Here is a 15,144-nt window from a genome sequence, read left to right on the forward strand (position 1 = left end):
CTATTTCATAAATATCCGAGACTCTGATTGCCCCTTCGATCTGCCGTTTGCCCTGCTCCCAGCTACAACCCTCAAGATAGCACCAGTACCGGGCCATACCCTCAAAAGACTTTACGGCCTCCGGTGTCGCCTTTTTATACTGAATCTTGCCCTCTACCGGCGGGACCGTCAGCTTGGCTTCCATGACGTTGAACGCCTCAAGAAATTTGATTTTCCACTCCATGGCTTTCTTGCCGGTAAACCCCATGGCAAGTAGGGAAAAACCGTCACGAGTCATGTTGAAGGATGGCTGCTCTTTGTTCTGTTTATTTATATAAGAGGACTCCTGAAAATTGAGGCGTCGAAAATCATCAGGGACATCCAGATCATTTATTGATTGGAGCACGTTATCATGGCGTTTTTCAAACAGTTCAGCCACCAGCAAAGAAGAAGCCTTTGGCTGATTATTCTCCATAACCAATTCAACGACACTTGATATTTGTCCGTTTTTATTAGCCTTTTTATTCATCTCATATACTCCACTTAGTTTGCAGTTAATGCCAGTCCAAAATTCAGGCGTCCTGAATTTCATCAACAACATACGTTGAGCCGAAGGCGAATAAGCCAACCTCAGCCCCTAGGCTGTGCAGGACGTAAGGTCGACCACTTTGAAAAAGTGGACCTACCTTACCTGTCCTGCCTTCGGACTCCGGGAGAGTATAAGCGATTTTGCGCTATTCGGGCAAGGAATCAAAAAAATATACAATAATATTGAATAGTAAAGCATCGTAAACGATAATAAAGCATAATAAACGATAGGCACTTAAAAATGGCAAACGCCATAGTCAGCTAGTTGCCCTTTTTTGTTTGCTAATACACATCAACTTTCCCTTTAAAGTTGGTGTTCCAAATAAATTAAAAAAAATTCATTGAAATAATTGAACTAAATTATATTTTGGAAAATTCATTTGACTAATTAGAATAAGTGTTCCAAAAGAAATATATGAAAGAAATTGAATTACTACTTCAAGAGGCAGCAGCACTTGCTGCACGCCGACCAGACCGAGAGCTATTAATGCTTTTTCGACGCCGCTTGTCCAAAATTCATAAAAACCACCCTGACTTATCCAACAGTATATCTCACACCATATCAAGTGCGGGGGGGGTTGGAGCAACACGATCATTCAATGCTCTTACAGAAGTCCCCAAAGACAAAGACTCTGGTATGGAACTTGTTTTTCGACAAGAAAGTTTGGCGAACCTAGCTGCCCCTCTATTTCCTCCTGAAACAGAGAGACAAGTTAGCAGATTCATACAAGAGAGGGAGCGTGCTGTTGACCTTAGAAAAGCTGGCATTTCCGCCCCATCAAGCTTGGCCTTAATAGGCAGCCCGGGAACTGGAAAAACAAGTCTGGCAAAATGGATAGCCTCTAAGTTGGAAATACCATTCATGGCTTTGAACATAGCCGGGGTAATTACAAGCTACTTAGGGCAAACAGGGCAAAACTTAAAAAAAGTTCTTGACAGAGCCAAACTTGAACCATGTTTACTTCTTTTAGATGAATTTGACGCTCTTGGTTATCATAGGGCTGACGATGCTGATGTCGGCGAAATGCGCCGCGTAGTCACAGTGCTACTTCAAGAAATAGAAAACTGGCCTGAACATTCAATAATTGTTGCCGCAACAAACATGCCTGACCAAATTGACCCTGCGTTTAAAAGAAGATTTTCACGCTGGATAGAAACGCCTTTACCAAATTATAATATCAGACTAGAGATATTGAAGCACTACTACGGAATCCAAAAAGGATCACAGAATTATTTAGCTGTTGCCGCTGCTGCGTTTGTAAGAGCCAGTGGTGCCGATCTTCAAGAATTCGTAAGAAGAGTTCGTACAAGCGAAATTGTTGAAAACATATCGCCTAGAGATTCAATTTTGCAAGAGCTCGAAAGAGACGTAAGTGATCGTAACTACACCGAAAAAGAAAAAGCTTTCTTCATTCAAATCGCCAGGAAAATGGACGAAAAAAAATTCACCTATCGCCTACTTGGCGAACTATTAAAAATATCACACACATCAGCGCGTAGGCTAATGAAATTTTGATAATTAATTCAAGGAGGTCCTAATGGCCAAAGAACGATTACCAATTCTTGGAAAAGCTGAAATATTATCCCAAGAAGCCCCGTATGGTGGTTCATTTCCAGGGGAGAGAGAAGAAGTTTGGACCTTTGAAGAAGCGCAACAACGACTAGCTCCCCAACTAGAGCAAACAATTGAGGAAGCTCAGAACATTCCTAGAGAAAAACGATTACGATCCGGCGTATACTTTGCTGTTGATCTTGATTGTAATTCTTTAGCTAAAAGTTATTACCCTAAAGCATACTTCGAAAAAGCTGGATGGGAACTAACGGGTTCAATAAAAACCATTCAGAAAAAAAGAGACAAGACAAAGCTTAAACAAGCCAAACAGGCAAGAAGGCTATTCTTTAAAGCTTCGACAAGAGATCTTGAGCAAGCCCATGCAGCACTAATCAACAAATCCTACAGCACGAAAGAAGAACTAAACGGCCCAGTTCGTATTAATCAGATCCAAATGGTTTTGCCAGAAAAAAAAATGATTGGCCTAGACCATCCAGATGCTAGCGAATTGCTTGAGTTAATAGTACATCCAATGCTTGAAACAGACTGGCAAGAATTCCAACACATTCTTTTCGATATAGTCGACCACAAAAATTATCCCCGTATACTATTTAATTGGGTTCTCGGTGGAAGAGCCAATATGCCCCGTTTTGTTCCTGTCCAGGCGATGAGTGAATTATATAACGAACTAGCTTCCCTTAATCCTGTACGAGCACTTCGCCCCATGCCAGGGATATCCTACCCTCGAATGACAACCGATAAAAAAGTCATGGCAGACCCTCCACCTATCCCTGATCCAATGCGGTCTGGACCTCTTCCATCTGTTGGTGTCTTTGATGGTGGAGTAGATACTACCATTCCACATCTAGGACGGTGGACAATCCCCGTTGACCTTACATCTGCACCACCAGAAGAGTCTACTTTTGCGCATGGAACGGCTGTTTGCGGTGCTGTTTTATACGGACAATCCCCCAACATTAAATGCGAAGAACCTTCATTCACAGTAAAGTCTTTTCGAGTCCTGCCTGAACCCAATGACACGGGTGTTCCCGGCCTTGGCTTATATCAAATAATTAAAATGATAGAAGAAACGGTTAAATCCCCCGATAACAGCTCAATCAAAACATACGTCCTTAGCTTTGGCCCCAATAAACCTATTGAGGATGATGAAATAGATCCATTTACCGCGACACTGGACAGGCTCGCCTATGAGGAAGATGTCCTATTCATAGTTGCAGTCGGCAATGAAGGTCAGTTGAGTGAACCATATAATAGAATTCAACCACCTGCCGATGCCGTCAATGGCTTAGGTGTTGGTGCATATATCTATGATGGAAAAGGAAAACCTATCCGGGCGCCATATAGTTGCTCTGGGCCAGGTCGTTCAGGCAATGCTGTTAAACCAGATATTCATATGTTTGGAGGCTGGAGCGATCAGCCGTTTTGCGTTTTCAAGCCTGGTGGAGATGGAGAATGTACTTATTCTATGGGAACAAGTTTTTCTGCCCCTCTTGCGTGTGGCGTAGCTGGAAACCTTCTTTATCGAGCTGAACACCCAGAAACAATGACCCCGCAAACAGCAAAAGCTTTAATGATTCATAAAGCCTTTCAAGATGGATGGGAACCTGAATATGGATGGGGACCGCTTTCCTGCAATCTTGATGATTTGATGACCTGTTCTAAAAACTTCGTAACACTTTTATATAATGGAAAATTACGTCTTGGAAAAAGAACCCACTTACGAATCCCATTTTTTAATGATCTCGCCGAAAAGGGCCAAGCACGTTTTACGTGGACGTTAGTATACGCAACAGACGTAGCTCCATCTATGCCTGATGAGTATACACTCGGAGGTACACAGGTTACATTCAGACCGCACAGTGACATATATACATACGAGTACCAAGATAAAACGAAAACTATTAATAAGGCTGATCATCCCGATGAATTCGCAAGGCTTATAAGCAAGGGCATAATTAAGCAAAGCAAACTGCCTAAAACTGACAGTTCTATTGGTTCGAAACACTCACTCTTTCTTACAGAAGAACAACGTAGAAATATTGGTGTCTGGGATACAACAAAGCACTATTGGACTAAAATGAAATTTTTTAAGTCCTTAAAAAATCCAGTAATTGACATTCACGCGCAGGTAAGATCGGATTGGTATTATAATGAAAAGATTCGTCCCCCACACCTCACTTATGCTTGCGTCTTAAGCATTGAGCTAAAAAAAGATTTAAATCTATACCAAATGATCCGAGAGAGAATTCCTGAATTAATTGAAGTTCGTTTACGTAGCAGAGCCCAAGTTCGAATATAAACACACTCTTTGATGCCACCATTCAGGGTAGCAATAGGGTAGCAAAACAAGAAAAGGGCCCACACCTATAAGACGTAAACCCTTAATTTAACTGGAGCCAACGATCGGAATTGAACCGACGGCCTGCTGATTACGAATGAAGAATTCTATACTTTCCCACACCCTCACAAAGCATCCCTAAGCGCACACTTAAAACCTTTTGAATACTTGATTTATATCTTTCAAAGCCGTAAAATAATACTCCAGTGACGGTGAGTGATTTTAGGTGAAATTCGCTGCCGTACCGCCACCACAACCGCCACCACATTTTGAGGGTGAAAAGATGCAGTTTACGGTCAAACAAATCGAAAAAATCATTCGTTCCGGCAAGCCCCAGATTCTTACCGAAAATGCCCCGAAAGGGACAGGCAAGTTAGCCTTAAGGGTAAGACAATATTCTGCTGAATGGCTGTTTCAATACTACGTCAATGGCAAACGCAAAATGATGAAGGTTGCCAATGCCCATGGGTCCGGCAGCCTAACACTTGCTGCTGCACGGGCAAAAGCCGATGAGTTCAGGACCATGCTTGTTGATGGAGTTGATCCAAAGGCAGAACTCCAGAGGCAAGAAGCTGAAGCAGAAAAGGAACGCAGGGAGATTGAATCTCAAGGTACTGTTGAACAACTCTTCCGCAACTATATTGAAGACCTCAAACATCGAGGCAAGACTACATGGTCGCAGGTCGAACGGTCATTACTGACGGGGAAATACAATGCTGCCAAAGCATTAGGCCGAAACGTCAAAGCCAACCAAGTCACAACTGCCGATATAAAAAAGTATCTTGGATCAATCCATAAACGAGGATCTGCCAGCTCAGCCGACCACACCCGCAGTTATTTGCATAGTGCATATCAATACGGGATGGTAATCGAAAACGACTACGTACAGGAAAGCGATGTCAATTTCAGTATTCAATTCAATCCAGTTGCTGCAATCAGAGTAGACAAACAGGCCAAGAAAGTTGGAAACAGGGTCCTCAACGAGGATGAGATCCGCGCCATATATAATGAAATGGCCGTTCCCGGAAATCATGTATCACTGCCAGTAGCGCGAGTACTACAATTGATGGTCAGTGTTGGAGGAGCAAGGGTCAAGGAATGCGTCGAGGCCCGTAAAGACGAATTCGATCTTGAACAGAAAAGATGGAACCTGACCCCGGACCGGACCAAAAACGATAAGTTCCATGCCCTCCCCCTTTCGGATCGGGCAATCCGAATCATTGAAGCTCAGCTTGAGAATAGTGACAGCGAGTTCCTCTTTCCGGGAACCGATCCGGCTAAACCGATTATGTACACATCACTACGACAGGCAATCACCCGCTTTCATAAAAAACATAACCGGGAGCATTGGTCCCCACGGGATATCAGAAGAACCATCCGAACCAAGCTGGCCGATGCCGGAGAACCGGATCACCGCCTAGATCTTTTCCTGAACCATGGCCGGAGCGGTGTCGGGCAGAAGCACTATGACCGCAGCCTGCACCTTAAATCGAAAACCAAGACCATGATTGTGCTGGATAAAGTTCTGAGTTGTATTCTTGGGGATGGTGAGACTAAGGTTATTCCATTGCGTCGGGATGGGACTTGGGAGTGAAACTATATCCCCACCAGAAAATCCCCACGCCGCTGCTGGCAGGTGGTATATTCTGGACATATAAGGTATCAGACTTTAAGCACGTTTTGTCGGTGAGAATATAAGGAGAGCTTGATGCGTATAAATAAATTAAAACTGGAAAATTACAGACTGTTCAAAAATGTTGAACTGGATTTTTCGAAAGAGCCTCCCGGAGATACCAATGTTATCGTTTTCATCGGTAACAACGGTGCTGGTAAGACGACTCTTCTTGAAGCTCTCTCGCTAAGTCTCAGCTGGTTGGTTGCCCGTATCAAACGGGAACGTGCTTCCGGTAGCGCGATGAAAGATCTCGCCATAACAAACAGCCAAAATTTTTCCACTGTCACTACTGACGCAATATATGATGAAACGCCCTATCAGTGGACTCTCGCCAAGACTTTGAAAGGTAAGAAGAAAACTGCGGAAAGCAGCCTGTCAGGCGTAACAGAACTAGCTGAACTTTTCCGGGAAAATTACACAGAAGATGAAAACGCATCCCTCCCGCTGCTTGCCTACTACCCTGTTGAAAGAACAATTCTTGATATTCCACTGAAAATTCGTACCAAGCACTCCTTCGGACAATTGGATGGATTGGATGGTTCATTGCAGCAAGGAGTTGATTTTAGACGTTTTTTTGAATGGTTTAGGGAGCGTGAAGACAGCGAAAGCGAAGTTATGTCACGCGATTTTGTAAGTACTGTTATGGGAATGGTAGATTTAAAGGAACAGGATCCCCAGCGCCGTATTTCTGAAATATTTGAACGTGTTGACGCTTCTCTAAAAGACAAACAATTAAACGCAGTTAGAAAAGCCATCGAAATTTTAATGCCCGGATTTGAAAGCTTAAGAATTGAACGCAAGCCAAGACTGCGTATGATGGTCGACAAAGACGGTACTCAGCTTGATGTAGAACAGCTTTCTCAGGGAGAAAAATCCCTTATGGCTTTGGTCGGCAGCATTGCCAGCAGATTGTCCATGATGAATCCCGCTCTTACTAACCCGCTTGAGGGACGTGGCATCATAATGATTGATGAAGTGGATCTGCACCTGCATCCAAGATGGCAACAAGGAATAATTGATAGACTGTGTGCCGTCTTCCCTAACTGCCAATTTATCCTGACCACGCACTCTCCGCTGGCGATAAGCAGCTCTCAAAATATTTTAGCTTACATGCTCGACGATGGAGAAATCCGTCAACTTGGCAATCTTTACGGAATGGATGCCAATCAGGTCCTTTTGCAGGAAATGGGCGTCAGTATAAGAAACCAGGATGTTCAGGACAAACTTGATGATGTTCTGGACCTTATCCATGACAGAAAATTTTCAGAAGCCCATGCAGAGATAAAAGAACAGGAAGAAAAGCTGCCTACTGATCACTGGGAACTCAATAAAATAAAAATCCTTCTTATGCGTAAGGAGGCCCAGTTTGCGAAAAATAACTAAAGACGAAGCTCCTGATGAATTGAAGGACTGGGTCAAGGATCATCCAAGCAAAAGATACTCTGAAATTGAAGACGATGCAGTAAGAGTGGCGATACGTGAAGCATGCCTGCGGGAGCAATATGGACTCTGCGCTTACTGCTGCAAACCCATTACTGCTGATAATTCCAGCAGCCATAATGAGCATGTCGTAGCGCAGAGAATTGACCAAAACCGGACGACCGACTTCACAAATATCGTTGCCAGTTGCGAAACCCCGAATCAATGCGGTAAAGCCCATGGACACCAGCCTCTGCCACTTACTCCGCTTATGGATGAATGTGAAACAGAACTTAAATTTTCTTATTCGGGCCGAGTAAGAGGAACAACAGCGAGAGCCGAAGAAAGTCTTGATGTTCTAAAACTGCAATCCCGCTCTCTCAATGCTGCTCGCAAACGCGCTATTGAAGCTCTACAATACGAATTCGGCACGCCGCCAGAAGAAGCAGCAGAGCTGGACGCAGATATTATTAAAATCCTTCTTGCGGAACTTGATCCGCAGGAAGGATACGATCTCAAGCCTTATGCTCCTGTGCTGGTTAATATTTTGGAGCATGAGCTAGAGGGGATGCAGGGGTAATACGTCAGGACTGTTTGCCTCCCCTGAAATTAGAAAAAAGACCCCGAACCGAAGTCCGGGGTCATAGTTAATCATCCTCTGGCTGAGGGAATTGTTCCGGAACGTCTTTCAACTCTGGGTGACGTTCATAAAAACCATCCAAGGGTTCTAATTTAGCTCCACATTCTGAGCAAATCTCTTTCCGGCAATTTTCAGGAAGATCTTCTGCCAAATAAACCGTCTGACATTTTGGACAAATCATGTCTTCCGGTTCATTGCTTTCATTTGAATTTAATGAAACGCTTTCTCTTGTTTTCCATAAATAAATCAGAATAATAGCACCGCCAACAAATTGTATATACCCCACAAAGTCATATACCTTAAAACCCTTATATCTTCCTCCTCCAGTAAGTGGGGTCAAAATTCCAGCCAAGAAAAATGCCCAGCCTGCCAGAATAAGACTAAGCCTATTAGTTCCACCTTTTGAGGGTTTGATTTTGTGTGTTTTTTTTCTATTTTTTCCCATGATTTTCCATAGCTTCCAGTGTTCCCGCACCGACATACTTAGCTGCGCTGACAGCACCTCCAAGAGTAGGCGAAGGAGGCTGGTTATCGATAAGCCCTGTTGCTGCTTCGCCAACTTTTTCAAGGTTCAATTTTTGCTTTGTTCCGATTTTGCTTGTTCGTATGCTTATATCGGCCTTTCTAGCTGTGTTTTTTGCAAAATTTTTGCCCCATTTAGCAGCCTTGCCTACATTTTTCGCCAACTGAGGAGCCGCACCTAGAACTTCTTTACCCCCAATTGCAACTCCAGCTACAACAGCAGGCATTGCAACAGCGGCTGCTGTTGTTCCCCATATTCTTGAGTCATCAACAAAAGCCTCAGCAGCCTTGGCAGTTGCTTCTTTGGCAGCCTTTCCACCTTTTGTCAGGGCTTCTTCAACGCCGTCATGAACTTTTTCGAAAAATCCTTTATCCTTATCATCTTCATCGGCTGCCAGAGACGCACGCCGTGCTCGGCTTATCCGGTCGGCCTCAGCGAGAGCTCTATGTTCTTTTTTTGCCTGTTCTTTAGCATTGAATTGATCCTGCTTATTTGCCAACTCTTGGGCCTTCTTATCCACTTCCAGACCTTGTTGGACACCTGCCTTATTCAGCTCATCCTGAGCCTGCTGACTTTGCAGACCGAAAAAATCATTATCCTTAGCTTGTTGGGCGTTACGTGTCGTACTTTGACTACGTCCTTCCCCACCGAGGCTATTATTCCCATTGAAATGAGAACCTCCCGGATCTGTATTGTAACCCCAACCAGCGTCTGTGGGGCCATAGGCACTTCCGCTTGTTCCGTCATAGCCCGGACCAAAATCATTTCCGGCATACCCACCGGAACTTGACGATCTGCTGCCTCCACCAGATCCAGAAGCCCCACTTTCGCTCTTACTGTCATCATCAGAGCTGGATTCGTCAAACAATCCCAGCCGATCCACAAAGTTAACCGGATCGTCTCCGCAATAACCATACAGATCCACATCCCCGCCAGCATATCCCAGCGGATCAGGAGAAATGAAACGACCAATGCTCGGATCGTATTCGCGGTAACCGAAATGAATCAACCCAGTGTCGGAATCATACAGTCCTCCGGCAAAGCCGAGCGGAAGCACGAGTTCGGGACGGCTGTTCTGTATCACTCTGCCGAAAGAATCATATAGGACTTCCTGTACACTGTTTCCCGACAAATCAGCAACAGTAAAGATGCTGCCCAGTTGGTCGGTAGCCAGCAATAGTTTCTGCCCGTTGCGGATCATCCCGATAACGTCCCCATCCTCATCATAACGAATACGCGTCACGCCGGAACGGTCCTCCACCGCAGACAACGTGATAAGATCGTCCCACTTATATCGTTGAACAAGCTTGCCGTTGATGAGCTTCTCGGCCCGGAACCCGTTTTCATCAAAACGATATTCAATCTCCCTGCCGTCAGAAAGCTGCACGCCGCAAAGCTGACCGCTTTCCAGATAATGATAGCGGGTAAGGCCATGTGAATCCTGTTTAGCTGCAAGATAGCCGTCTTCATCATAGGAATAAGAGACCTCCCCGACCTGAACGAGCTGCTCCTGTTCATTGTAGCGATATTTCAGTGGCTGACCGCCAGATACCTGCGAAAACACGCGCTGCCCCATGTGGCTGTAGCGATACACTTCAACCGGCTTTCCCTCGTAATGCACAACCTGCAACCTGCCTTCTCCATCGTACTGATATTCAAGGGTATGGCTGGATTCTGCTAAAGCAAGGATTTTACCGACAATGCGCAGTGTTTCATCCCTATCAACACCCATGACAGCAAAAGTGTTCCGGGAATCGGGAGTCTGGAACTGCACGACCTCGTCTGCAACTTCATTGAGGTCCACGTTGTCGCGCTCCAGCTCATCACGGATGGTCCGCCCCGTACCAGCCTGCGGCATGCGGGACTTAAGCAGCGACTGGCTTCCGTTAAGCATCTTCTTGAACTCAGCCTGAATTTCACTACCGTAAGTTGTGCCTTTCAAACCCTGAACCACGGGCAGGCTGGGATTCTCCTGCATGAACTGGGCATGAACCATACGCTTCAACTTTGCATGCTGAGCCTTAGTCTCGTCCCATTCGTAATTTTTCAAATCCCAGCGACGTTTGACTTCCGGCTTCATCATGGAAGGATACATGCGGTCCGAGGACGAAAACTCATCAAAGTCAGGTCTGGGGTCCGCAAGATCTTCGCCTGTCTCGCGGTGGACAATCTTCCACAAATTTTCGATCTACATCTCAGGCGGCTCGGTCTCGCCATAAAGCACCAGCCCGGTTGTCAGCTCTCCACGATCCCGTTTTGTTATCACATAATCAGCAAAATTCACCATGCCGTTTTCACCTCCGGCTTTAAAGATTAGCGGGGAGGCTGGCTGGAATCACGTAATTCAGATGGCCGTCCCCTTTAATTTGTATGATAGGAGGTGGAACGGACTTGGGGTGGGTTGACAGTGGCCGAACAGATGAAAATAAAGTCTTTCTGGAAAAATATTCTTTGCAAATAATTACCTACTAAATTATTAGTTTAATCAAAAAAGCACGTAGGCTATATGAAAATATGGGAAGCAGTCAAAAAAGTGATGGAAGAGGCAAGTACGCCACTTACCTATGTTGAAGTGTATGAAGCGATTGTTCTGAAGGGCTACTACAGGTTCAAAGCAAAAAATCCCCAACATGTAGTTAATTCAGAAATCCGTCGCAGATGTGAAAATCTGGACATTCCATCAGCTAGAGGAGTAAAGTTATTTGCAAGAAATCCTGATGGGAAATACACTTTGATTGGATTTCAGGCTATCGATACCCCAAACCCTCTAGCTGAAGAAGAAAATGAGCACTTCAGATTGGAACAACGCCTTGAGAATGCACATGAAAAGTACATATCTTCATTCAAAAAAGTATTGCTTGAAGAACTCAAGAATCTTACCCCATACGAGTTTGAAGTATTCAGTAAAAATTTATTAAAAAGCTATGGAGTTGAAGAGCTTATGGTCACCAGTCCCAGCAGGGATGGTGGCATCGATGGCGAAGGGATTTTAAAAGCAGGTCTAAGCAAACTTTGCGTAGCCTTCCAGTGCAAAAGATGGAAAGGAGGCAAAGTAGGACGGGGAGAAGTTGATAAGTTCAGAGGTGCAATCCAAGGCAAATTCGATCAAGGTATATTTTTTACCACTTCCACCTTCACAGCTGGAGCAAAGGCCGTATCCACTAGAGTTGGTGCTGTGCCTGTAATTTTAGTTAATGGAGATGGAATTGTTGACATTATGCTTGAAAAACGATGTGGTGTACAACAAGAGCTTTTTGCCAAGTATTCTATTGAATTAGACAGAATGTTGATAGATGATATGACATAGCCTCATACATGCAGTAAGGACAGGCACAAAAACACATAATTTTACCCTTAAAAAGTAACGAATTTAACGAGTTAAAAATGAAAGAAAAATATCCAGCACTAAGAATGCGCTATAATGATACTGGTAAATGGCTAGTTTTTTTCTCTGCTCCTGCTACACACATTGGCTTTTGGGGTGGGGTTCCCGAAAAGGCTGAAATTTCTGACACTGAAAACGCTGGATTTCAAAGAGGCTTAAACAAGCAACGCGTAAATAAAATCAAGTCATTTTTATCAGATCAAGCTAATATAGTTCAAAATCCGCTGCTGTGTGCCAAGAGAGAATCAGACTATGGTGACGTTATTTTTACATCTGAAGGTGGCGAAGAAGACGTAGAATTTGGATATATTGAAATCAGCTCGAAAAATCTTGAGAATGAAAATTTAATTGATTTACTAAAAGCTATGAAAGAGCAGCTTGAGTCACGGATGGAAACCTTAAAGGACCGTGATATTAACAGTAATCTTGTTAACGAACTGAGAGAATCAGAATCGTGTTTAGCTGAACTCGGTGACAGCAGTGAGATGGAAGAGACCGAAGACGTAGACACAGAGGAACAAGAAAATGACAACCAATACTTTGACGACGAAAGTTTTATTACAGAGTTTTGGGACACAATCAGTGCAAGAATCAAAATACTAGAATCAATGGGAGGAGGATTTGAACTTGATTGCATCGGTGGATTCACAAAAAAATCAATAGCTGCTTTTTTAAAACCTATCGTTATTGTAGATGGACAACATCGTTTGGAAGGAGCCTTAGCTCTAGCACGTGATATGGCAGCAGAGGAAGAGTCAATAGCTAAAATAGATAAATTGATGGAGGAAGAATTTGAAGCAGATGAAGCTCAATTCCAAGTCGAAACAGATTTATCACGAAAACTTCCCATATCACTTTTAATGGACACAAATCCAGCTGAACACGTATTTCAATTTGTAGTTGTAAACCAAAAAGCAACCCCAATTACGAGACCTCTCCTTGGCACAATTGTTTCAACAAGTCTTTCTAACGACGAGCTAAAAGGTGTAACAAATCGTCTTTTACAAGCTGAAATTCCTATCTATGAATCACAGGCAGTATCTTCATTAGCCCGTGACCCCCAAAGTCCCTTTTATGGCTTTGTTGACCGTGGATTTGGGAAATCAACCAACAGGAGAAAGAGGCTCCACTGGAGTGTACTATCAAATTTAGTAAAAGTTTTTAGATCATTAAAGGGAGGACGGCTATACCACAGTCCTACGGATGAGACCGATAGATGGCGGAGGCAGCGTCTGCCAGAATCTGCTATTGTTTCTGACTATGAAAACTGCGGATATAATTCGCATATTGAATACTGGAGCGATTCAGATGGACCATGGCGAGACTGCTTTATCGCGTTCTTTTCATGTGTAAAAAAATATTTTGGAAGCGACAACCCTGACGCTCAAAACTACTGGGGTAGTACAGAATCAAATCTTTTTAATAAAGTAAGTCTACACATTCTACTCTGTGATTTTTTTCAATTCATGTGTGATGCTACTATTTCAATCTCATCTTCAGAAGAAATTGAAAATATATTTGATAGATGGCTCATGGAAGGAAAAGTAAGCTGTGACTATTTTGCTAAGAATTGGGTGTACAACGTAAAAAAGGATGCCACTGCGACCAAAAAACAATGGGCACATCTTTGGGAAGTTTATAGAAAAGACCCCAAAAAACTACCTCCGAAAACTTCTTACGGAAAACCTTACAGATCGTAGTATGGATTCGTTAAAACTTTACCTGCAAGACTGCTATATCGATGCTCCACAACATCTCTGGGACTCAACAGGATTAGCCAAGATAGCCAACCATAGGATGAGTAGTAATGCATTAGGGTTAAGGTCTAGCCTCTTGCATGGAGATGCAAACATTTTAATTGCAAAATGGTTCATAGAATCTATTTTTGACTTTGAATCATGCAAAGAGAAAGATCCCGGATATGCAAATGTTTGTGATGCTGTAAAAAAATCGTTGCGTGAAATTTTTCCTCGCCATCCAGCAGATGAAAGAAATGATTATGCTCAACTCCTTGCAAAAAAAATTTACGCCGGAATTAGGTCACGCTTAAATAACAGACGAAAAGCAAACAGCCTAAGCTTCAGACAGGAAATCATCGACAATATAGACTCGCCCCCGCGCTGTTACTTATGCGGTTATAAATTTGATGAAGATGCAGTAAATTGTTTTTTAGACATAAAACAATATAACAAGCCCCCTCTTTCATTTGTTGACTATTTAAAGCCACATGGTTTGTCGAGCAGAGATTTTAGACTAGAGCTCGATCATGTATTTCCTTTTTCTTTAGGAGGAGGGAATGACGACAACTTAAAAATAGCATGTGGATGGTGCAACAAACATAAGTCAAACAAAATTGTACTATATGAAGCCAATTGCTCTCCTAAAGTGTTCAATCACCCCCAACGGGGTAGAACATCATGTCCTCAACCCCTTTGGGTAATTAGGGCAATCTCTGCAAAACAAAAATGTGAACATATTGATGGATGCAAAAACAGAATAGAGAACTCACAATTAACCGTAACTCCCTTAAATCCTGAAGGAGGAATGCTGCCATCTAATCTTAAAGTTATATGTTATGAACACGATCCTATTAAAGACTACCGAATGGTTCCAGCTACGGCTTTTAGGTAATGTAAATTATAAAAGCTAAAACAAAGCACTATTAGTTAAATTTTGTATACCTGACTCTTTTTTCGATTCTGCGTACAAATACCCAATTCCACGTTGAATATGCTGCTTAAAAGATCTCTGTAACGAATTATGCTCTATAGGAAGGCTATCAGCCAAACACCTTTGCTTTAACAAAGCCATGTAGACCTCATGATGCTCACCACCAAAGGTCTTCCATGTCATCTCAACGGAGCTATCACTAGGAATCTCTTCGTCTCTTGGCTTTGCAGGCTCAGCTAAGGATAAGCAGAACGCCCAACGACAAAGAACGTTCCAGTTACTAATGCCGGTATGTCGCTTCACTACGACAAGTTGATTTTTCGCTCTCTGTGAGAGTCTTACGTGCTCAATCAT

The 15,144-nt window shown here is 43.3% G+C and carries 12 protein-coding genes; 8 read left to right on the forward strand and 4 right to left on the reverse strand.

Going from position 1 to position 15,144, the window contains the following annotated elements:
- A partial coding sequence (locus D0S45_17585) for a hypothetical protein (GenBank protein ID TIH12484.1) occupies window positions 1-508 on the reverse strand: 508 nt, incomplete at its 3' end.
- Between the two features lie 474 nt (window positions 509-982).
- Here D0S45_17585 and D0S45_17590 point away from each other — a divergent pair.
- From D0S45_17590 to D0S45_17610, 5 genes are all read left to right on the forward strand, one after another.
- On the forward strand, window positions 983-2,083 hold the full coding sequence (locus D0S45_17590) for an ATP-binding protein (GenBank protein ID TIH12485.1): 1,101 nt from the start codon (window positions 983-985) through the stop codon (window positions 2,081-2,083).
- 22 nt (window positions 2,084-2,105) lie between these two features.
- Window positions 2,106-4,439 carry a hypothetical protein gene (locus D0S45_17595; protein TIH12486.1) on the forward strand — a complete coding sequence of 778 codons (2,334 nt, stop codon included), beginning with the start codon at window positions 2,106-2,108 and terminating at the stop codon, window positions 4,437-4,439.
- 322 nt (window positions 4,440-4,761) lie between these two features.
- The gene (locus D0S45_17600; GenBank protein TIH12487.1) at window positions 4,762-6,072 is read left to right on the forward strand and encodes a site-specific integrase; all 1,311 of its coding nucleotides are present in this window, start codon (window positions 4,762-4,764) and stop codon (window positions 6,070-6,072) included.
- 114 nt (window positions 6,073-6,186) lie between these two features.
- Window positions 6,187-7,536: an ATP-binding cassette domain-containing protein gene (locus tag D0S45_17605; protein ID TIH12488.1), complete on the forward strand. Its 1,350-nt coding sequence runs from the start codon at window positions 6,187-6,189 to the stop codon at window positions 7,534-7,536.
- Complete coding sequence (locus D0S45_17610; GenBank protein ID TIH12489.1) at window positions 7,520-8,152, forward strand: TIGR02646 family protein; 633 nt, start codon at window positions 7,520-7,522, stop codon at window positions 8,150-8,152. Before D0S45_17605 ends, D0S45_17610 begins: the two co-directional genes overlap by 17 nt.
- 67 nt (window positions 8,153-8,219) lie before the next feature.
- Here the strand turns inward: D0S45_17610 and D0S45_17615 are convergent, their stop codons facing one another.
- Window positions 8,220-8,657, reverse strand: a complete 438-nt coding sequence (locus D0S45_17615; protein TIH12490.1) for a hypothetical protein — start codon at window positions 8,655-8,657, stop codon at window positions 8,220-8,222.
- Window positions 8,644-10,914, reverse strand: a complete 2,271-nt coding sequence (locus D0S45_17620) for an RHS repeat-associated core domain-containing protein (protein ID TIH12491.1) — start codon at window positions 10,912-10,914, stop codon at window positions 8,644-8,646. The genes D0S45_17615 and D0S45_17620 overlap by 14 nt, the downstream gene beginning before the upstream one ends.
- A 327-nt stretch (window positions 10,915-11,241) precedes the next feature.
- On the opposite strand from D0S45_17620, the gene D0S45_17625 reads away from it, so the two are divergent.
- The 3 genes from D0S45_17625 (at window position 11,242) to D0S45_17635 (ending at window position 14,751) form a co-directional block, all read left to right on the forward strand.
- Window positions 11,242-12,042, forward strand: coding sequence for a restriction endonuclease (locus tag D0S45_17625; GenBank protein TIH12492.1), 801 nt, complete (start codon window positions 11,242-11,244; stop codon window positions 12,040-12,042).
- A 77-nt stretch (window positions 12,043-12,119) separates the two neighbouring features.
- A complete protein-coding gene (locus D0S45_17630; protein TIH12493.1) occupies window positions 12,120-13,820 on the forward strand; it encodes a hypothetical protein in 1,701 nt (566 codons plus the stop codon).
- A 1-nt stretch (window position 13,821) separates the two neighbouring features.
- Window positions 13,822-14,751, forward strand: a complete 930-nt coding sequence (locus D0S45_17635) for a hypothetical protein (protein ID TIH12494.1) — start codon at window positions 13,822-13,824, stop codon at window positions 14,749-14,751.
- A 15-nt stretch (window positions 14,752-14,766) separates the two neighbouring features.
- On the opposite strand, the gene dndE is transcribed toward D0S45_17635, so the two are convergent.
- Complete coding sequence (dndE, locus tag D0S45_17640) at window positions 14,767-15,144, reverse strand: DNA sulfur modification protein DndE (GenBank protein TIH12495.1); 378 nt, start codon at window positions 15,142-15,144, stop codon at window positions 14,767-14,769.

Origin of the sequence: Marinifilum sp. JC120, from assembly GCA_004923195.1 — a bacterium.
Classification (GTDB): Bacteria; Desulfobacterota; Desulfovibrionia; order Desulfovibrionales; family Desulfovibrionaceae; genus Maridesulfovibrio.

Excerpts from the sequence above, each read along its gene's own strand:
- D0S45_17615 (TIH12490.1), bottom strand. The coding sequence starts at position 8,657 with ATGGGAAAAAATAGAAAAAAAACACACAAAATCAAACCCTCAAAAGGT.
- D0S45_17590 (TIH12485.1), top strand. The coding sequence starts at position 983 with ATGAAAGAAATTGAATTACTACTTCAAGAGGCAGCAGCACTTGCTGCA.
- D0S45_17600 (TIH12487.1), top strand. The coding sequence starts at position 4,762 with ATGCAGTTTACGGTCAAACAAATCGAAAAAATCATTCGTTCCGGCAAG.
- dndE (TIH12495.1), bottom strand. The coding sequence starts at position 15,144 with ATGATTGAGCACGTAAGACTCTCACAGAGAGCGAAAAATCAACTTGTC.
- D0S45_17605 (TIH12488.1), top strand. The coding sequence starts at position 6,187 with ATGCGTATAAATAAATTAAAACTGGAAAATTACAGACTGTTCAAAAAT.
- D0S45_17630 (TIH12493.1), top strand. The coding sequence starts at position 12,120 with ATGAAAGAAAAATATCCAGCACTAAGAATGCGCTATAATGATACTGGT.
- D0S45_17595 (TIH12486.1), top strand. The coding sequence starts at position 2,106 with ATGGCCAAAGAACGATTACCAATTCTTGGAAAAGCTGAAATATTATCC.
- D0S45_17625 (TIH12492.1), top strand. The coding sequence starts at position 11,242 with ATGAAAATATGGGAAGCAGTCAAAAAAGTGATGGAAGAGGCAAGTACG.
- D0S45_17635 (TIH12494.1), top strand. The coding sequence starts at position 13,822 with ATGGATTCGTTAAAACTTTACCTGCAAGACTGCTATATCGATGCTCCA.